Source organism: Microbacterium album (assembly GCF_014643695.1).
Classification (GTDB): Bacteria; Actinomycetota; Actinomycetes; order Actinomycetales; family Microbacteriaceae; genus Microbacterium; species Microbacterium album.
Genome location: NZ_BMJY01000004.1, coordinates 71,282 through 89,481 on the forward strand (window position 1 = coordinate 71,282; position 18,200 = coordinate 89,481).

Sequence of the window (18,200 nt, forward strand, 5' to 3'; positions counted from 1 at the left end):
GGTGAGCGGTCGACAACCTACCAATGGTGGCCGATAGTTGGACGACGCCCTACAACGCCAGCCGTTCCCGTACGATATCCGCCAGCTGCTCCGCGTATCGCTGCGCCGAAGCTTCGTCGGCGGCCTCCACCATGACGCGCACGAGCGGCTCGGTTCCGGACGCGCGCAGCAGCACGCGACCTGTGGTGCCGAGCTCGGCCTCCACCTCCCGCACCGCCTCCTGCACACCGCCGTCCGACACGCGCTCCCGATCGACGTCCCTGACGTTGATGAGCACCTGCGGGTACACCGTCATGATCTCCGCCAGCTCTGCCAGAGTCTTCCCGGTACGCGCCATCTCCGACATCAGGTGCAGCCCCGTCAGCAGCCCGTCGCCCGTGGTACCGAAGTCACTCATGATCACGTGGCCCGACTGCTCACCACCGAGGGAGTACCCGCCCTCGTTCATGGCCTCGAGCACATAGCGGTCACCCACGGCGGTCTGCTTCACGGTGATGCCGCGCTCGCGCATGGCGACGTGCAGGCCGAGGTTGCTCATCACGGTCGCGACGAGGGTGTTGTCGCGAAGCGCACCGCGCTCCTGCATGGAGGCGGCGAGGATCGCCATGATCTGGTCGCCGTCGACGACGCGCCCCTGCGCATCCACGGCGAGGCAGCGGTCGGCGTCTCCGTCGTGCGCGATGCCGACGTCGGCACCCACGCGCACGACCGTGGCGGAGAGCTCCTCGAGGTGCGTGGAGCCGACGCCGTCGTTGATGTTCATGCCGTCGGGGTCGGCGCCGATCACCGTCACGCGGGCACCGGCGTCGCGGAACGTCTCGGGCGAGACGCCGGCGGCGGCACCGTGGGCGCAGTCGAGCACGACGTGCAGACCGTCGAGGCGGTGCGGCAGCGACTGCAGCAGGTGCACGACGTAGCGGTCCTCGGCATCGGCGAATCGGCGGATGCGGCCGACCTCGGCGCCCGTGGGCTGCAGCTTGGGCGCGTCGAGGTAGCGCTCGATGCGCTGCTCGACGATGTCGGGTAGCTTCACGCCGCCGCGCGCGAAGATCTTGATGCCGTTGTCGGGCGCGGGGTTGTGCGATGCCGAGACCATCACGCCGAAGTCGGCGTCGCGGTCGGCCACGAGGAACGCCAGGCCCGGGGTGGGGATGACGCCGGCGTCGTACACGTCGATGCCCGACGAGGCGAGGCCGGCCGCGACGGCGGCGCTGAGGAACTCACCCGAGACGCGGGGGTCGCGACCGATGACGGCCGTGGCTCGGCGCCCCGCGGCGCGTCGGGCCTCGGCCGAACGCCCCTGGCCCAGGACGACCGCGGTCGCCTGGGCCAGGGAGAGAGCGAGGTCGGCGGTGAGGACGTCATTGGCGAGTCCTCGCACACCGTCCGTGCCGAAAAGCGGCATCGGAGATCCGCTCGTTAGCGCTTCGAGAACTGCGAGGCCTTGCGGGCCTTCTTCAGACCAGCCTTCTTGCGCTCGATGACGCGGGCGTCGCGCGTGAGGAAGCCGGCCTTCTTGAGGGTCGGGCGGTTGTTCTCACGGTCGATCTCGTTGAGCGCACGCGCGATGGCGAGGCGCAGCGCGCCCGCCTGGCCCGAGGGGCCACCGCCCGAGATGCGGGCGATCACGTCGTACGCGCCACCGAGGTTGAGCACGGTGAAGGGGTCGTTGATGAGCTGCTGGTGCAGCTTGTTGGGGAAGTAGTCCTCGAGCGTGCGGCCGTTGACCGTGATCGTGCCCGAGCCCGGGACGACGCGCACGCGTGCGATGGCCTGCTTGCGGCGGCCCACGGCGGCGCCGGAGACGTTGAGGACGGGGCGCTCGGCCACGGCGGCCTCGGCGGCCGGCGTCTCGGTCGAGTAGTTCTGGGTGTCGATGTCGTTCGCCACGATGAATCCTTATGTCGGGCGGCGCTTACTGCGCGACCTGGTCGAGGGTGTACGTCTTGGGCTGCTGCGCGGCGTGCGGGTGCTCGGCACCGGCGTACACCTTCAGCTTGGAGAGCTGCTGCCGGCCGAGGCTGTTCTTGGGGAGCATGCCACGGATGGCCTTCTCCACAGCGCGGACCGGGTTCTTCTCGAGGAGCTCGGCGTAGTTGACCGACTTGAGGCCGCCCGGGTAGCCCGAGTGACGGTAGGCCAGCTTCTGCTGGAGCTTCTGGCCCGTGAGCGCCACCTTCTCGGCGTTCACGATGATGACGAAGTCGCCCATGTCCATGTGGGGGGCGAAGGTGGCCTTGTGCTTGCCACGCAGGAGCGCGGCAGCGTGCGAGGCGAGGCGTCCGAGGACGACGTCGGTGGCGTCGATCACGAGCCACTCGCGCTGGGCCTCACCGGCCTTCGGGGTGTAAGTGCGCGTCACGATAGTGCTGCTTTCTGATTCGAACGGAGTCGTTCGTGAATCCCGCTCCGGGGGCGATTGCGCCGACGACATCGTCGCAATCAGCCGGTGGAGGGCTCACGTTCGCTGTGCCCGCAGTGGGCACCAAAGACCTAGCTTACCGCACGACACGCCCGAGCGCGACTCGACGGCTCAGCAGCCCGGGGTGACGAAGACGGCCTTCGCGAAGGCGAAGGTCTGGTAGAAGAACTGCCACACGAGGAACTCGAGGTCTTCCGAGGGGTTGCGGCGCCCCGTGACGTCGACCTCGAGGTCGTCGCCGACGCAGTTGTTGAAGATGAAGCGTGAGCGTTCGATGTGCGAGTCCATCGTGATCACGATCACGCGCTCCCACCCGCGCTGCGCGGCCTGGTCCTTCACCCAGGCCGCCTCGCCTTGCGTCGTGAGCGGATCCGGCTTGTAACATAGCGTCTCGACGCCTGGCCGTATCGGGTCGCAGTATGCCTCGGACAGGCTGTGGGTGAAGGACGTGTAGGCCACGGTGTCGGCCAAGCCTTCGTCCACCAGTTCAGCGGCCATGTCTTGCCGCCACTCCGGCACCGGGCCGAGCACGACGATCGCGTCGGATCGCTCGACCGGATCGTGCTGCGGGAACAGGACGATCCGGATGCCGAACGCCGCCCACGCGAGCAGCATCACCCCAGCCACGGCCAGTGCGACCCCCACGTACCGGCGGCGCCGGCGAACGGCGGGCCGGACCGGCGCGGAGACATTCATCGGATCGCTCCTCGGGTGGCGGTGGGAGGCGCGCCTCGCCGATGAGTCGCGATACCACTCTACGAATGCGCGGGGGCGCGAGTGCGCCGATCCGCAATTCGTCGCGCGGGATGAGGCCGTTGAATTCACGTCACGAATACGCCCTAGACTGCGGCCTGTCGCACTCACTCATTCCCCCTTACCCCAAGGACTGCCCCCATGAAGCTGAGCGTGATCGGTTGCGGTTATCTCGGAGCAGTGCACGCCGCAGCAATGGCGTCACTCGGCCACGATGTCGTCGGCGTCGACGTCGACGAGGCCAAGATCGCCAAGCTGGCCGCCGGCGAGACGCCGTTCTTCGAGCCCGGCCTCGCAGAGATCCTCGCCAGCGGACTGGAGTCGGGCCGGCTCACCTTCACAACCGATATGGCAGCGGTCGGCGACGCCGACGTGCACTTCATCGCGGTCGGCACTCCCCAGCGCAAGGACGGCGCTGGCGCGGACCTGCGCTTCGTCGACGCCGCGGCGCACTCCCTGCGGCTGTACGTGAAACCCGGGTCCCTCGTCGTCGGCAAATCCACCGTGCCCGTCGGCACCGCGGCTCGTCTCGCCGAGCTGTTCGCCGAGAGCGGGGCTCGACTCGCCTGGAATCCCGAATTCCTCCGCGAGGGCTTCGCCGTCAAGGACACGATCGAGCCCGACCGGCTCGTGTACGGCACCGCCGCCGAGTCGAAGGAAGAGGACACCGCGATCCTCGACGAGGTGTACGCCGCGGCGCTCGATGCGGGCACGCCCCGGCTCGTCACCGACTTCGCGACCGCCGAGCTGGTGAAGGTCGCCGCCAATTCGTTCCTAGCGACCAAGATCAGCTTCATCAACGCGATGGCCGAGATCGCCGAGGTGGTCGGCGCGGACGTCACGCAGCTGGCCGATGCCATCGGGCACGACGCCCGCATCGGCCGCCGCTTCCTCAACGCCGGCGTCGGCTTCGGCGGCGGATGCCTACCGAAGGACATCCGCGCGTTCGCCGCCCGGGCCGAGGAGCTCGGCAGGGGCGAGTCGGTGGCGTTCCTGAAGCAAGTCGACGAGATCAACCTGCGCCGGCGCCAGCGACTCGTCGACCTGGTGGTCGAATCGTTCGACGGCCCGGTGTACGGGCGGCGTATCGCCGTGCTCGGCCTGGCGTTCAAGCCCGACAGCGACGACATCCGCGACTCCCCCGCTCTCGACATCGCGGTGCGCCTCAACGGGCTCGGCGCGGAGGTCGTCTCTCACGACCCGGAGGCCATGGACAACGCCCGACAGATGCACCCCCAGCTGACGTACGCGGAGACGGCCGAGCAGGCGCTGGCGGGAGCGGAGGCGGTGGTGCTCGTCACCGAGTGGGCCGAGTACCGCCAGCTCGACCCGGAAACGACCGCCGCGCTCGTCTCCCGCCCGGTCATCTTCGACGGCCGCAATGTGCTGGACCCGGCCGAGTGGCGCGCGGCGGGTTGGAGCTACACCGGCATGGGGCGCTGACCGCTCCGCCTCAAGAACGGGCGCCGTCGTGCTCAGCTCGTCGGCATCGCCACGGTCACGACCTCGTCACCGTGCCACACGGTGACGCCGCCATCCGTGAGGGCGACGGCAGTCGGGGCGGCCGGGCTGAGGTCCGGGCTGCACACGGGCACACCGGACGCACCGGTTTCTGCGACGACGGACACCGCCAGGCCTTCGCAGTCGGCCGCCGCGTGAAGAGCGACGAACGCCCCGCCTTCCCCCGCCACGGCCACCACGTCAGCGGGGCCCGCGGGCTGCCAGCTCGCGCCGTCCCACACCACGGCGTCGCCATCGCAGACGGCCGCGATCAGGTCCCCCGCGCGCTGGAAGCTGCGCGGCTCGGCGCACGGCACAGGGAGCTCTGCGCCCGGCGCCACGACGGCACTCCGGTCGAACGCCAGGAAGGTGGAGGCGGCCAGCACGTCGTCGTAGTCGCTCCAGAACTCGCCACCGCTGAACGTACGCATGGCGCGCGTCGCGCAGGGGTCGGCGCCATCCGCGATCGTCGCAACCATCTCAGCCTGATCGGCGGCGAAGGGCGCGAGGCTCATGATCTGAGTGATCCCCCGATACCGGGGCGTGACGTCGGTCCACGTCACTCCGTCGTCGACCGAACGCTCGAGCAGGGGCTCGACACCGGCCTCGCACGAGCCGGCCACCGCACGCCAAAGCACGCCGCCGGCGCCGACCGCGAGCAGCCGCTCGTCGTCGCGTGCCACGACCGGCGGCGCCGTGACCGTGGGTGTCGGGGTGGTCGTCGGCGTCGGTGACTCTGTCCCGATGCCCGTCGCAGGTGGCATGGGGGCGGCACCGGGGTCACGCGCGACGCGCTGCATCGCCAGCACGATCAAGACGGCGACGACGACGGCGAGCACCGCGAGGATCGCGATGCCCGTCCACGTCTTCGTGCGGGGCTGTCCGGCCATCATCCTCAGGCGGAGTCGCGCAGTCCGTCGTCCTCGCTGCGACGACCCCGCCGACCCTTCGCGGCGCGGGCGGTGGGTGCGGCGGGAACTTCGTCGGGCTCGTACCCGTACCCGTACCCGTACGTGTACCCGTAGTCATACGCGTCGGGCCCGCTCGTCGGAATCATCGACAGCACGATGCCCGCGACCGGGGCATGCACGGTCTCGAGCGCGTCGATGGCGCTCGAGAGCTGGTTGCGCTGGGTCTGCCCGGCGTGCACGATCAGGATCGCGCCGCTCGTCCGCTTCGCCAGCACCGCCGCGTCGGTGACCGGCAGCAACGGCGGGGCGTCGAGAATGACGATGTCGGCGTCACGGGTGAAGGCCTCGAGCAGCTCACCCATGCGGGTCGAACCCAGCAGCTCGCTCGGGTTCGGCGGGATCTTGCCGGACGGCAGAATGTACAGGCTGCGCCGGCCCCACTTCTGCAGCACGTCGGTGAGCTCGGCGCGGCCGATCAGCACGTCGGTGAGCCCGACGCCGCCCTCGACGCCGAGGTAGTCGGCGACCTTGGGCTTACGCAGGTCCGCGTCGATGAGCACCACGCGCTTACCCGCGTCAGCCAGCGCAATAGCGAGGTTGATGGAGGTGGTCGACTTGCCCTCGCTCGGCACGCTGGACGTGATCACGAAGCTGTGCCCATCGCCCTCGAGGTCGAGGAACTGCAGGTTGGTGCGCATGATGCGGAACGCCTCGCTGCGCGGGTTGAGCGGGTCGGCCTGCAGGATGATCGGCCGCTCCTTGGCTCGCGGATCCATCGGGATGGCCCCGATGATAGGGCTGTCGGTGATCGCCTCGATGTCGCGCGTCGAACGCACCCGCGTGTCGAGCGCCGTCCGGAGGATGGCGAAGCCAACGCCGAGCGCAAGGCCAACCAACAGGCCGAGCGCGAGGTTAAGGGGGACGTTCGGACTCACGGGTCCCCCAGGAGCGAGGGCGGGCTGGATAGTGGTCACCTTGACGGGACTTGCCTGCGAGTCCGGCATCGTCTCAACCTCCGCGATCGCCTCGCCGAGCTTGTCCGCGACTACGTTCGCAGTCTCGGCCGCGCGCGTAGGGTCGGTGTCCGCCACCGCGATGTTCAGAACCAGCGAGTTCGCCGTGTTTGTCACAGTCAATCGGCTCGCGAGCTGAGCCGCAGAGTCCCCCAGCCCCAACTCGCTGATGACGGGATCGAGAACGGTGGGCGAGGTGGCCAGTTGCACGTAAGAGGTCATCCGCGCCTGCGCGTAGGAGTTCACCTGCTGCAGTTCACCGAGCGACGAACCGCCTTGCGAGGAGACGAAGATCCGGCTGCTCGACTCGTACATTGGCGTGCGGGTGAGCGAGTACACCGCCGCCGACCCGACACCAAGTAACGCGATGACGGCCACGACGATCCAGTTCTTCCGCAGGATGCGGAGGTATTCGCTGAGTTCCACGGCTCCCCTTAGTTCGTGCGCACAATCCTCCCACACACGCGCACGCGGACCTGTCGCTGATAACCGAGCGTCAAGCTAAGCCGCGGTGTCGCCCGGGGCGAGGGCCGCGCGCCCGGTCTTGAAGAGGATCACAAGATCGCCCATCAGGCTCCAGTTGTCGACGTACGACAGGTCGAGCCGCACCGTGTCGTCCCAGGAGAGGGCGGACCGTCCCGACACCTGCCACAGCCCGGTGATGCCCGGCTTGACGAGGAATCGGCGATGCACATGATCTGCGTACTGCTCCACTTCACGAGGCAGAGGCGGCCTCGGGCCGACGAGCGACATGTCCCCGCGGATCACGTTGATCAGCTGCGGCAACTCGTCGAGGCTGTAGCGCCGCATGAACTTGCCCACCCGGGTCACGCGCGGATCGTCGCGCATCTTGAACAAGACCTCATTGCCGGCGTCGGCGCGCTCCCGCAACTCCGCCAGCCGGGCCTCGGCGTCCACGACCATCGAACGGAACTTCAACATCGTGAACTCGCGCCCGTGGTAGCCGACCCTGATCTGCCGGAACAGCACGGGTCCGGGCGAGGTCAGCTTGACCACCAGCGCCAGGGCCAACAGGAGGGGGCTCAGGATCAGCACGCCGACGGCGCTCGCGACTAGGTCGAGCGATCGCTTGACGAAGCGCTGCCCGGCCGAGAAGCGCGGCGTCTCGACGTGGATCAGCGGTAGTCCCGCGACCGGGCGCATATGAATGCGCGGACCGGCCACATCCGCGAGACTGGGGGCGAGCACGAGGTGCTGTCGACCGGCCTCGAGCCCCCACGAGATCTGCTTCACCTTCTCGGCGGGCAGTTCGTCGGTGCTCGTGACGATCACGGTGTCGGCGCCGGAGGCCTCGAGCGCCTGAGGCACGGCGTCGACGCTGCCCATCTCCGGTATCTCCGTGCCGGGAATCGTCCCGCCGATCCTGCCCGTGGGCACGCACGCGCCTACCACGTGGTAGCCGATCCATGGCTCCCGCTGCAGTTCGCGGGCGATGTGCGCCACTGAGGCGGGTGAGCCGACCAGCAGCGCTTTGGCGGCGTATCGCCCCTGGCGACGCTGCACGTGGATCCACTGCCGCCACAGCCACCGCACCGTGATGAGGATGACGACGCCGAACGGCAGGGAGACAAGCAGGAACCCACGCGCCAGGTCGACCTGCAACAGGAACGCGCCGATCGCGACCAGGCCGAAGAGCACGAAGCTCGCGTCGACGATGCGCTTGTACTCGGCCCATCCGACGCCGATGATCCGGAAATCGCGGGTGTCTTTCAGAGCTAGCGCGATGAGCCAGCCGATGATGAGAAAAACCGAGAAGAGCGTGTATGCTGCAGTCGCGTTCGTGCCGGGCAGATTGAGGTCGGCTTCGAAGCCGAGCCAGGCGAATTGCGTTCCAAACACGACCCAGATGACGGCGGCTGCGTCGGTGATCAACAGACCCAGCGCGTACCGGCGGCGCCAGTCTGATCCTCGCGATCGAGCATCATCGTCCCGTTGCATCCTCGTCGATGTCCCCCCCGCGTACTCAAACGCCGTCACTTCGCGCGCGGTCGAAGCCGGTTCAGCGAGAGAGCGTGGGGATGTCATGTCACACTCCCGCGCCGGCAGGCTTGTGCGGTTCCGTTGCGACGATACTCAAGAGCCGGGCTACCTCGCGCACCGCGGGCACCAGCTCAGATGCTGCACGGCGGTAGACCTCGGCATCGCGCAAGTACGGGTCGACGACGTCGTCCTCAGCGGGATCAACCGGCGGCTCCACGACGCCCCGCAGGCTCGCGAGCAGCGCCAGCGCGGATCTCAGGCGTTGGACGGGATCATCACTGCCCGAGACGGCTTCCTGCAGTTCGGCGTCCGTCGCCTCGCGCGCCAGGCGCGCCAGTTCGCGCAACGTGAACGTCGCACGCAACCGACTGGGCATGAGATCGACCACGGCGTGTCGGTGCTCGCGCGCCATACCGATGATCAGATCGGGTTCCTGCAGCACGCTTTCGGTCGCGAGTCGCGCGCGGTGGCCCACTACACGCGCAGAGGCGCCCCCAAACTTATGAGCAAGTTCCACCGTCTCGGGCGTCATCGGGTCACCGACGAGCGCGCGCATTCCCGCGCTGCGCACCTCGACTCGGTCCGCGGGAAGCGCAGAGGCCAGCAGCACCTCCGCGAGGGGCGAACGGCATACGTTTCCGGTGCATACAGTCAGAACTCGGAGCATCAAGTCCTGCCTTTCCCGGATAACGTTGCTGTGTGCTTTCCGAGAACGATCGTAGCGAGCAGTCCGAGGCTGTGGTGACGCCCATCGCCCCGGGCCACCGCACGGCCTCGGGGGGGGTGGCGCCAGACAATATTGGATTCGCGACGGAGCCGCGCTCCCGCCGCCGGTCTTCCGCGACCAGTACGCGCACATGGCTGGAAGGCAGTCGCACTGCACGCAAGTGGGATACCGATCTGATTGGCTGGGCCGCGCTGAGCGTGGGCGCGGGCCTCATCCTCTCGATCTTGCTCCCGACGCTCGTCTCTGGCCCTGCGGGTACGCTTCTCGCCTCGACCGCGCTGTGGACCGGCATGGCCGCGCCCCTGATAGCAGCGTTCGTTCGAACGCGCCCGCGAGGACTCCTGCGCTTCCGACCGTCCGATCTGCTCTACGGCGTCACGCTAGGACTGGCTCTCCGCCTTGTGCAGGGCTGGCTGGCCGTCGCGGCCGGAGGGGACGGGGCGCTACCGAGCCATGGACAGATGAGCGGCACACCGCTTGGACTCTGGTCGCTGACGGGGCTCCTCGGCCCTATCCTGCTAGCTCCTCTGCTCGAAGAACTCCTCTTCCGTGGGGTGATCCTCGTAGCGGTGTACCGCATCGCGCGGCGAGGACTCGACGGGGCAAGCTTGGCGCTGGTGGCGTCGTCCGCGGCCTTCGTCGCACTGCACATGATCGTGAGCCCGCCCGTTTCCTGGGAGGCCCCCGCCACTCTCACGCTCTTCGGCCTGGTCGCCGCAGCGCTCGTGTTGCTGACCGGGCGCATCTGGGGAGCCGTACTGATGCACGCGTTCTTCAACGGTACGGGACTATTGCTCTCGCTCGCCGGAACAGCGTTTGTAGGCTAGCGCTGGCACCCGGTGAGCCTAGGTTGCGTCAGCAGTCGGCAGGTCGCGCGTGGATTTCACTTGACGCGAGTCGCGTACTTAGAAGTCCTGCGAGCTCGATCGGTAGTGAACTCGGTGTGCGCGCTCGAGGGACGTTCGACGGCCGAGGAGCTGCCAAGCGATGTGCCGACGGGTGAGCCGCGACAACTCTCCGCGGGCACTCCCCGATCGGGGACATCACCCTACAGATTACTAGACAACCGCATCCGCTATCCTCGCGAAAGCGGCAAAATCTAAATGACACTGTGTCCACGCTTCGGGTCAGGCCCCGATAGCGACCGCTTCCGTGTCAGTGCCCGATCCCGAGCAAGACATGTGGCTCCGCCACCATCCCCCCGGAGGTACAGCGTGAACGCGGCAGGCGAAAAGCCCGCGAGGAGGCGGACACGAGCACTTATCCTCGCCTACGCCTGTACACCCGGCCGGGGCAGCGAGCCAGGAGCAGGCGCGGCGCTGGCACGTGCAGCATCCGCAATCTGCGACGAGGTCACCGTGATCACCCGCCCGAGTTCCATGGAACCTTCGAAACTCGCCGCCCAACTCGGTCCAAATGTCACCGTCGTGCTAGCAGGGCCACGGTCAGGCACGCTCCCCACGTACGCGAACTACGCCATTTGGATCCTGCGTTCGGCGTCCAAGGCACGCGCATTGCGCCGCTCACGCTCTTATTCCGTCGTGCACCACGCTACCTACGCGTCGGACTGGCTTCCTATTCCGCTCGCTTTCCTCCGCAAGCGCGATGGGGAGCGCTGGGTATGGGGGCCCGCTGGTGGCGCAACGTACCCTCCGAAGGAGGTAACGGCCGCGGTAGTAGGGGCGGGCATGCGCGCGGAGGCGCTGCGCAGTGCTCTGACAGCAGCGTCTCGGCGGCTGGCGCACCGGTTGCTGCGCCGTCGTATAGATGTCGCCATTGCGTTGAACCCCGACGCGGCGCTCGGGTTCGCGCCGCTGAAGCCCGGCATGGTCCTGCAGTCGAGCAACGCCGCTCTCGACTATGACTCCTGGCCAGCGCATCGCTCACCAGAGCCACGCACCGTACTCTTCGCCGGCCGCGGCGTCGCCTGGAAGGGCTTGCTCCCGCTGATCCAGGCGATGGAGCATCTGCCAGGGTGGACTCTGCACATCGCTGGGACCGGCACAGACGCCCGCCCGTATCGTGAAGCCGCCAAGCCGTATCGTGACCGCGTAATTTTCCACGGCCGCCTCGATCGCGATGACACCTTGGAGCTCATGAACAAGTCCGCCGTCTTCGCACTCCCCAGCTTGCACGACTCCGCTCCCTGGGCCGCCGCCGAGGCAGCCGGTGCAGGCCGGCCCGTAGTTTGCCTGCCATATGGCGGCGTTTCCGCTATGGCAGCCGACCACGCCGTAGTCGCCGACACGAGCGCCCCGCTTCCCTTGGCGCTGGCCAAAGCCGTAACCCGCGCCGAATCGCTCTCCCTGCCCGCGTTTCGAGGGCACACATCCGACTCGCTCCAGCGGACCCTCGCCACGGCTTATGCGATTCCCGGGATCCAGAAATGACAGACTGCCGTGTCGTGGTCGGGGTGACCACATACCGACGCCCCGAGCCGTTGCGGGCTATGCTGTCGTCCCTCCTTCAGCAGAAGGCTGCCCCGCCCTTCACCGTCATCGTCGTCGACAACGACCCCGCGGAAAGCGCGCGCCCAGTCCTTGAGGACTTCCCCTCAGAGTGGCAGTATCTCGTCGAGGCGACCCCGGGAATCGCTGCGGGCCGCAACAAGGTGCTGGACGCCCTACCAGACGATGCCGACGTTCTCGTCTTCATCGACGACGATGAGCTCGCGCCTCCCCCGTGGCTGGCCGCGCTCCTCGCCGGCTTCGCTAGATGGGAGGTCGACATCGTGGGCGGGCCCGTCCGCACGCTTCTGCCGGAGACCTCACCTGCGTGGGCACGCTCAGGTGTCTTGCAGCGCCCCGTCCAACGAGCTGGTTCGGCAGATGGCCTGCCTGCGACGAACAATGTCGCCATCGACTTGCGCGCATGGAGAGGCGCTGGTCAGCCCCATTTCAGCGAGGAGTTCTCGCTCACGGGTGGCAGCGATAGCGAGTTCTTTCGGCGCGTGACACGCGACCTCGGGATGACCTTCGCGTGGGAGCCGGCCGCGTGGGTCGACGAGCCGTGGCCTCAGGATCGACTCTCGCGCCGCTGGCTGTGGCGCCGCTCCCAACGCGGCGGGAACGTGCTCGGCCGCCTGGACCGCCGCGACCGTCCGGGCATCGCGATCGTGGCGGGCGGCGTGCTGCGCAGCATCAAAGCAATTCCGGTCGCTGTCAGCGAGCTCCTCGCAGGTCGCCTGCCTTGGAAGGCAATGCTCGTGACGCTGCCGCGAGGCCTCGGGTACGCCGGGGCCGGCTGGGGTCGGGAGGTCATCGAGTATGCGCGCGCATCGGCGGACAACAGCGTGCCTGGGGCCGGCGGGACGCTCAACAAGGTCGCCTGGAACGGCATGTCTTTCCGTCAGGGGACTGTGCCGCGCGCGATCGCCGCGCTCAAGGCGGCAGTGCGCGGAGAGCACGAGCCTACGCATGTGCATCTCTGCAACAGTTGGACCATCGCTCTAGCCGAGCAGGACGCGCGGCTCGCGGGGGCACTCAGGACCGCTGCGGCGACTAACCTCGTCGACGGCGTCCCCCTCAGCATCGCGCTATCACGTCGCCCCGGCGGCTCGCGCGACACAACACGCGGGCCGACACTGTTTCGCGAGGGCGTGGTTGCCCTCGCGTCGAGTGGATACCGCCAGCTGCTATTCGGCGGGACCGAGGACAGTCTCAACAGAATCATGGCCACCTTCGCAGAGGACGGGGTCGATATCACGACAATCGATGGATACTCGCCGCCAATGCGCTCGCTCGACGACGAGGCGATCGAGGAGTATCTCGATCTGATCGCGACGAGCAAAGCCGATGTGATCTGGATCGGCCTGGGCACCCCGAAGCAGGACATCCTCGCCGCCGCGGTAACGTCACGACTGGGCATCACGGCAGTCTGTGTCGGCGCCGCGTTCGACTTCGTCGCCGGAACCGTGCGGCCCGCGCCATCGTGGCTGCAGGGGTCTGGCTTCGAATGGCTATACCGGTTCGCAAAGGAGCCTCGTCGGCTGTGGCGTCGATATACGCTCGGAAACCTCCAGTTCCTCTGGGTTCTCGCGCGTGAGGAGCTTCGGGGGGCCAGACCATGAGGGTACTCATGTTCCACAACGACTATATCGTTGCAGGAGGTGAGTACCACTCAGTGCGAGAAGAGTTCGACGGCCTGCAGCGAGCGGGCGTAGAGGCGCGCCTACTCCTGAGCGACAATGAGGGCCTTCAAAGCGCCAGCGCACGGAAACAGGCTGTCAAACTCTTGACCGGCCGGGAGGAATACGAGCGTTGCAAGGCGGAGATCGCGAGGTTCCGACCCGATGTACTCCACCTGCAGAACCTGTTCCCTTCCCTATCCGTTGGCGTGCTGCGCGCAGCCGCGGAGTCCGGTGTCCCATGGGTGCGTTCCCTGCGGAATTATCGCCTGCGGTGTCTTGCAGCGACCCTGCGCTACGACGGAGAAGATTGCCGTGTCTGTCACAGCGCCGCCACGGGCATACCCGGTATCGCGCGCGGGTGCTACCGCGGCAGTCGAGCCGCGTCCGCCGGTGCGCTCGCCGTGAACGTTCGCGATGCCTCGCTATCGAGACGCTCGGCCAAGCGTGCCTACATTGTGCTGAGCCACGCGATGAAGAAGCCGCTCAAGGCGCAGCTGGTCGGCGAGCGTGTCTTCGTCAAGCCCAATATCGTCACGATACCCGAGCCTGAAGCGGCCCCGACGCCTCTGCGGTACGACGCCGTGTTCGTTGGGCGTGCAGTCGCGGAGAAGGGCATCGAAACGGTCCTCGAAACCGCCCGACGGGCCCCGGAGTTGCGGTTCGCTGCAGTCGGGACGGAGCGGGGAGATTGGAACGGTGCGGCTGGCTGGCCCGAGAACGTCGAATCGCTGGGGGTTCTCCCGCAGCCTGCTGCGGTGGAGGTGATGGCGACATCCCGCACGCTGCTGGTCCCGTCCGTCTGGGCCGAGCCGTTCGGCCGGGTGGCGGCGGAGGCACTCTCCGTGGGAGCCATCCCGTTGGTAGCCGACCGTGGCGGTCTCCCGGAGATCGCTCAGCTCCTCGCGGCAGACCTCGTACTTCCCCACGATGTCGTGCACCCTTGGGTCTCCGCCGTGCGACACTTCGCTTCCATGGCACCGCAGGAGCTCACCGCCTGGCGCACCGCCGCGCGCCGAGTGGCCAGCGAGAACTTCGCCTGGCGTCCCCTAACCGACCGACTCATCAATATTTATCGCGAGGTGAGCGGTGTTGACTAAGAGGACTCGGCGAGCCCTCGGGGCGCATGGGCAGCAGCAGCAGCGCGATACCGTCCTGGGCGCTTGGTGCGTGCTCGCCGGCCCCCTCATCGCACTGGCCGGAGGGCGCTGGGGGACATATATCGGCCTCCCGGGCGCTCCGATCTTCCTCACGGACCTTCTGTTTGCCGGCGGCGCTGCCCTCATGATCGTCTCTCGCCTGAGGGGGTCCACACGCGCCGCCAGCAACCCACCGACGACACTCTACGTGGTGATGGCGATGTGCTTCGGCGCTGTGCTGATGATCGGAATCGCCTCGGCAAGCGTGTGGTCGCTGAACGTCGTGAGAGATGCGGTCCCCTTCATATACCTGCTGGCGCTGCCCCTGTATGTCGCGGCCTGCGAAGCGATCCCCCGCGATCGCATTCTTCGTGCGGCGATGCTCGCGACGAGCTTTCACGCTGTTTGGTACTTCGCGGCCGTATTCAAAATGATCAGCCCGGTACAGGTCCCGGGTGTGGGCGTCGACGTTTTCGACACGCGCGGGGACTTCGACGGCATCGTCTGCGGCATCGCCATAGCACTGCTATTGAGCTCCGGTCGCCGACACCTGCTTCTCAAGCTAGCGATCGCGGCCATGGCACTTGCCGCAATGGTGTCGCAGGGTAGCCGCGCTGGCCTCGTGGGCGGGCTGATAATCCTGGCTTTCGCCGCCTCCGCAAGAACTCGATGGGCGCATCTCCCCCAGCGTCGGGCGGGCGTTCTCGTCGCCACGGCGCACTTCGCCGTGGCCAGCCTCATCGTGCTCGTATCCCTCGCCCCTGCACTGCCGGAATGGGCTGGCGGATTGCAGCGTGTCCTGGTGACGGACCTCAGTGGCCAGTCCTCCGAGCAGAACACAACGACCGCGCGTTTCCAAGCATGGGGACTCATCGTCGACTACGTCAACGCATCTGCCTCTGCCAGGTGGTTTGGCTACGGTTTCGGTTCCGACGTCGTCATGGACAGCGGTGCGCTCGCCTATCTCTCGGGAAACCCCGCCGTGCGCGCCGCCCACAGCTTCTTCTTCACCTGGCTCGGTTTCACGGGGTGGGTCGGCGTTGTCCTTGCCGCCCTCGGCCTGACAGCCCTCACACTGGCCTGCCTCCGTCGCATGCGCCGGGAAATGTCAAGCTCCCTTGCGGCCGGCACTATTGTCTCGATCATCGCCGCCGGTTTCATCGGCGTACTGCTGGAATCCCCGTTCGGCTACCTTACGCTGGTTTTCTTTGCCGCGCTCTCGCTCACCCGGCCATGGGCGCCGGCGCGGGAAGGCTCTGTCCAACGCGACCGATACGTACCTGGCGTCCGGAGGATGCATGCACACTAAATTCGACGCCGCGCGGCGCGTCACCGTTTTCGCAGAGCACGCATCAGCCAACCTCGGCGATCAGGCGATCAGCGCCGCGTTAGGCGATCTTCTCCGCGACAACGGCCTCGACGTCGAACGTCGTTCGTTCACGGATTACACGATCTGCGAGGAAGGAGCGCCCCAGCCTGCAAGCACGCAGGCTTCCGTGACGCCCGCCGAGCGGCTCCGCAAGCGCCTGGCGCAATCGCCGACCCTCCGAGAAATACGCGCAGTGGGGCTACGCTCAAGGTTGGCCGCCACCGTTCGTAACGCCGACGCAGTCGTCGTGGGCGGGGGGGCACTGATTCAGGACAACTCCATGCGATTCCCGATAGCACTGCGTGAAATATCCAGAGCCTGCAGCCTGGAGGGCATAGCGCTATTCGTCGCGGGGGTCAGTGTGGAGGGCGTCCTCTCACCTCGCGCTCGCACGCTCTTCGGTCGGTCGTTGCGACTCGCACAAGCCGTGTATGCGCGTGACGACACGACCGCGCGGATCATGGGCGAATTGTGGTCCCTCGAGACCCCCGTCATTGGCGACTTCGCCGCTGTCCCTGCTCCCAGGAACGCGGGAGTGGGCAGGAGCGGGGTCGCGCTGAACATCCGGACCGGCATGTCTGAGCCCCAGCGGCGCGAGGTCCTGGCATTCCTGGACCGCGCCCTCGCCGAGGACGCGTCACCTGTCATTGTCTTCACCACGGGCGTGCGAGAAGACGAGCGAGCGGCACGCTCATTCGTGGAGGCCTTCGCCCCGCGGCAGAGGATGCAGCTCGCAACTCCGAAGTCACTTGACGAGTTGCTGACGCTGCTACGCCAGCCACGTTTGGTCTACCCTTCACGATTGCACAGCGCGATCCTTGGGCTCCGCGAGGGAGCACAAGTGGTACGTCCCTCAGCCACCGATAAGGTGTCCAGCTACCTGCTGTCGGAGTGTGATGTGTGGGACACCTGGTATGACTTCGAGGTGACCCCCGGCGAAACCAATGCGCACGACCCCCGAGCGGGACGGCGAGGGCAGTTCATCCGCCGCGTCCTCAGTGCATCAACCCGGAAGGCTGGGCGTGCGTCAGATTCGTGACCTGTTCGCTTCGCTCGGCGACTCCGGGGCCGGCGCCGCAGGGTCCTTTCTCGTCGGGCTCGTCGCGCTAAGGGCGCTGGACACACACGAGCTCGCGCTCTACGCTCTACTCTTCTCCGCCGGCACCGCTGCCGCCGTCATCCCACAGCAGATGGCCTATCTTCCCCGACGCATCGAGCTAAACAAATCGGCGGATCGCGTGCGTCCGCGTTACGGCAGGGACTTCGCCGCCGCCGTACCACACAACACAATCGCGGTCGTCCTCGTGATCGTCTCAGGAGCGCCGCTCTATTCGAGCGTCCACCAGGATGTCGCGTTGGGAATGATCGGCGGCGCAATCCTGTGGGTCGCGTGCCTCGGATACCAGGACCACATCCGCTCAGCGCTGCATGTCACGCAACACCACCACCACGCAGCAACAGTGTCGGTGGCCAAGCTGACCGTCTGCCTCCTCGCATTCACTGTGTTGGTCGTATGGGGCCACACGCTTCCGCCGCTTGTCCTGTCGAATCTCCCCTTCGCGGTCCTTGGCCTGTCAACTCTCGTGAGCGCGCTCCTAGGCGTGTGGCTGCACCGACACACCCAGCCGTCCGAGGAGGCGATCAAGATTCGATTCGTGACCAGCGTCCGCACTGCCTTCGGCGGCTTCCTCCTGCAGGGGTCCGGCTATGTCACGAACCTCATCGTCGCTTTGTCTCTCGGTTCCGTGGCTCTCGCCCAACTGGAGGCTGCCCGAGTCGCCGCACAACCGGTCTTCGTCGCCGCAAGCGCACTATCCTCGTACTATCTGCCACCAGCCATCCGCCTGCAGCACGCCGGCGACCGCCGCGGCGCACTACGTCGCGTCGGCATCATGATCAGTATGCAGCTCGCCATAGGCGGGATGTACGCCGCGATCGTCCCCCTCATCGCCGGCCCGCTAGGCACCGTCGCCACCCGCACAGTCGACCCTGGGCTCGCGTCGGCTCGGGCGGGCGCCTTCGCCGCCCAATCGACCATTGCGCCGCTGAATCAGCTCAATCTCGCGGCAGGCCGCTACAGGCTGGCCAACGTAAGCACAGCGCTGTCGGTAGCCGTCAGCCTCGGCACACTGACCGCCTGCATCGGTGCTGTCGGTGTATACGCGGTGCCAATCGCCATGGGGGTGGGGGCGCTCACGCGCGGAGCCATCCTCCTTGCCACTCGGCGCTGAAGTCGGCA

16 protein-coding genes are annotated in these 18,200 nt (G+C 67.4%); 8 read left to right on the top strand and 8 right to left on the bottom strand.

What is annotated here, in order from left to right; genetic code table 11:
• Window positions 1-49 precede the first annotated feature (49 nt).
• The 4 genes from glmM to IEX37_RS06795 form a co-directional block, all read right to left on the bottom strand.
• Window positions 50-1,405, bottom strand: coding sequence for a phosphoglucosamine mutase (gene glmM, locus IEX37_RS06780; RefSeq protein ID WP_188755506.1), 1,356 nt, complete (start codon window positions 1,403-1,405; stop codon window positions 50-52).
• A 14-nt stretch (window positions 1,406-1,419) separates the two neighbouring features.
• Window positions 1,420-1,890: a 30S ribosomal protein S9 gene (rpsI, locus tag IEX37_RS06785; protein WP_308421664.1), complete on the bottom strand. Its 471-nt coding sequence runs from the start codon at window positions 1,888-1,890 to the stop codon at window positions 1,420-1,422.
• A 25-nt stretch (window positions 1,891-1,915) separates the two neighbouring features.
• A complete protein-coding gene (gene rplM, locus IEX37_RS06790; RefSeq protein ID WP_188755507.1) occupies window positions 1,916-2,362 on the bottom strand; it encodes a 50S ribosomal protein L13 in 447 nt (148 codons plus the stop codon).
• A 171-nt stretch (window positions 2,363-2,533) separates the two neighbouring features.
• Window positions 2,534-3,118: a YdcF family protein gene (locus IEX37_RS06795; RefSeq protein WP_188755508.1), complete on the bottom strand. Its 585-nt coding sequence runs from the start codon at window positions 3,116-3,118 to the stop codon at window positions 2,534-2,536.
• A 198-nt stretch (window positions 3,119-3,316) separates the two neighbouring features.
• Between IEX37_RS06795 and IEX37_RS06800 the strand changes: the two genes are divergently transcribed.
• Window positions 3,317-4,618 carry a UDP-glucose dehydrogenase family protein gene (locus IEX37_RS06800; RefSeq protein ID WP_188755509.1) on the top strand — a complete coding sequence of 434 codons (1,302 nt, stop codon included), beginning with the start codon at window positions 3,317-3,319 and terminating at the stop codon, window positions 4,616-4,618.
• A 32-nt stretch (window positions 4,619-4,650) separates the two neighbouring features.
• Here IEX37_RS06800 and IEX37_RS06805 read toward each other — a convergent pair whose 3' ends face one another.
• The 4 genes from IEX37_RS06805 to IEX37_RS06820 all read right to left on the bottom strand — a co-directional run bounded on the left by IEX37_RS06805 (window position 4,651) and on the right by IEX37_RS06820 (window position 9,267).
• Complete coding sequence (locus IEX37_RS06805) at window positions 4,651-5,565, bottom strand: hypothetical protein (protein WP_188755510.1); 915 nt, start codon at window positions 5,563-5,565, stop codon at window positions 4,651-4,653.
• 5 nt (window positions 5,566-5,570) lie between these two features.
• Window positions 5,571-7,025: a tyrosine-protein kinase domain-containing protein gene (locus IEX37_RS06810; protein ID WP_188755511.1), complete on the bottom strand. Its 1,455-nt coding sequence runs from the start codon at window positions 7,023-7,025 to the stop codon at window positions 5,571-5,573.
• Between the two features lie 75 nt (window positions 7,026-7,100).
• Complete coding sequence (locus IEX37_RS06815; protein WP_188755512.1) at window positions 7,101-8,645, bottom strand: sugar transferase; 1,545 nt, start codon at window positions 8,643-8,645, stop codon at window positions 7,101-7,103.
• 1 nt (window position 8,646) lies between these two features.
• A complete protein-coding gene (locus IEX37_RS06820; RefSeq protein WP_188755513.1) occupies window positions 8,647-9,267 on the bottom strand; it encodes an arsenate reductase/protein-tyrosine-phosphatase family protein in 621 nt (206 codons plus the stop codon).
• 32 nt (window positions 9,268-9,299) lie between these two features.
• On the opposite strand from IEX37_RS06820, the gene IEX37_RS06825 reads away from it, so the two are divergent.
• The 7 genes from IEX37_RS06825 (at window position 9,300) to IEX37_RS06855 (ending at window position 18,192) form a co-directional block, all read left to right on the top strand.
• Window positions 9,300-10,154, top strand: a complete 855-nt coding sequence (locus IEX37_RS06825; protein WP_188755514.1) for a CPBP family intramembrane glutamic endopeptidase — start codon at window positions 9,300-9,302, stop codon at window positions 10,152-10,154.
• Window positions 10,155-11,015: 861 nt separating this feature from the next.
• Window positions 11,016-11,717, top strand: a complete 702-nt coding sequence (locus IEX37_RS06830) for a glycosyltransferase (RefSeq protein ID WP_188755515.1) — start codon at window positions 11,016-11,018, stop codon at window positions 11,715-11,717.
• Window positions 11,714-13,396 carry a WecB/TagA/CpsF family glycosyltransferase gene (locus tag IEX37_RS06835; RefSeq protein ID WP_268236524.1) on the top strand — a complete coding sequence of 561 codons (1,683 nt, stop codon included), beginning with the start codon at window positions 11,714-11,716 and terminating at the stop codon, window positions 13,394-13,396. The genes IEX37_RS06830 and IEX37_RS06835 overlap by 4 nt, the downstream gene beginning before the upstream one ends.
• Window positions 13,397-13,404: 8 nt before the next feature.
• Window positions 13,405-14,553 carry a glycosyltransferase gene (locus IEX37_RS06840; RefSeq protein WP_188755517.1) on the top strand — a complete coding sequence of 383 codons (1,149 nt, stop codon included), beginning with the start codon at window positions 13,405-13,407 and terminating at the stop codon, window positions 14,551-14,553.
• A gap of 70 nt (window positions 14,554-14,623) precedes the next feature.
• Window positions 14,624-15,901 carry an O-antigen ligase family protein gene (locus IEX37_RS06845; protein ID WP_188755518.1) on the top strand — a complete coding sequence of 426 codons (1,278 nt, stop codon included), beginning with the start codon at window positions 14,624-14,626 and terminating at the stop codon, window positions 15,899-15,901.
• A complete protein-coding gene (locus IEX37_RS06850; protein WP_188755519.1) occupies window positions 15,891-17,000 on the top strand; it encodes a polysaccharide pyruvyl transferase family protein in 1,110 nt (369 codons plus the stop codon). Before IEX37_RS06845 ends, IEX37_RS06850 begins: the two co-directional genes overlap by 11 nt.
• Complete coding sequence (locus tag IEX37_RS06855; RefSeq protein WP_188755520.1) at window positions 16,984-18,192, top strand: lipopolysaccharide biosynthesis protein; 1,209 nt, start codon at window positions 16,984-16,986, stop codon at window positions 18,190-18,192. The genes IEX37_RS06850 and IEX37_RS06855 overlap by 17 nt, the downstream gene beginning before the upstream one ends.
• Window positions 18,193-18,200: the final 8 nt, after the last annotated feature.

Coding starts and splice junctions, on each gene's coding strand:
- glmM (WP_188755506.1), bottom strand. CDS start 1,405: ATGCCGCTTTTCGGCACGGACGGTGTGCGAGGACTCGCCAATGACGTC.
- IEX37_RS06795 (WP_188755508.1), bottom strand. CDS start 3,118: ATGAATGTCTCCGCGCCGGTCCGGCCCGCCGTTCGCCGGCGCCGCCGG.
- IEX37_RS06815 (WP_188755512.1), bottom strand. CDS start 8,645: ATGACATCCCCACGCTCTCTCGCTGAACCGGCTTCGACCGCGCGCGAA.
- IEX37_RS06820 (WP_188755513.1), bottom strand. CDS start 9,267: ATGCTCCGAGTTCTGACTGTATGCACCGGAAACGTATGCCGTTCGCCC.
- IEX37_RS06830 (WP_188755515.1), top strand. CDS start 11,016: ATGCGCGCGGAGGCGCTGCGCAGTGCTCTGACAGCAGCGTCTCGGCGG.
- IEX37_RS06835 (WP_268236524.1), top strand. CDS start 11,714: ATGACAGACTGCCGTGTCGTGGTCGGGGTGACCACATACCGACGCCCC.
- IEX37_RS06800 (WP_188755509.1), top strand. CDS start 3,317: ATGAAGCTGAGCGTGATCGGTTGCGGTTATCTCGGAGCAGTGCACGCC.
- IEX37_RS06840 (WP_188755517.1), top strand. CDS start 13,405: ATGTTCCACAACGACTATATCGTTGCAGGAGGTGAGTACCACTCAGTG.
- IEX37_RS06805 (WP_188755510.1), bottom strand. CDS start 5,565: ATGGCCGGACAGCCCCGCACGAAGACGTGGACGGGCATCGCGATCCTC.
- IEX37_RS06850 (WP_188755519.1), top strand. CDS start 15,891: ATGCACACTAAATTCGACGCCGCGCGGCGCGTCACCGTTTTCGCAGAG.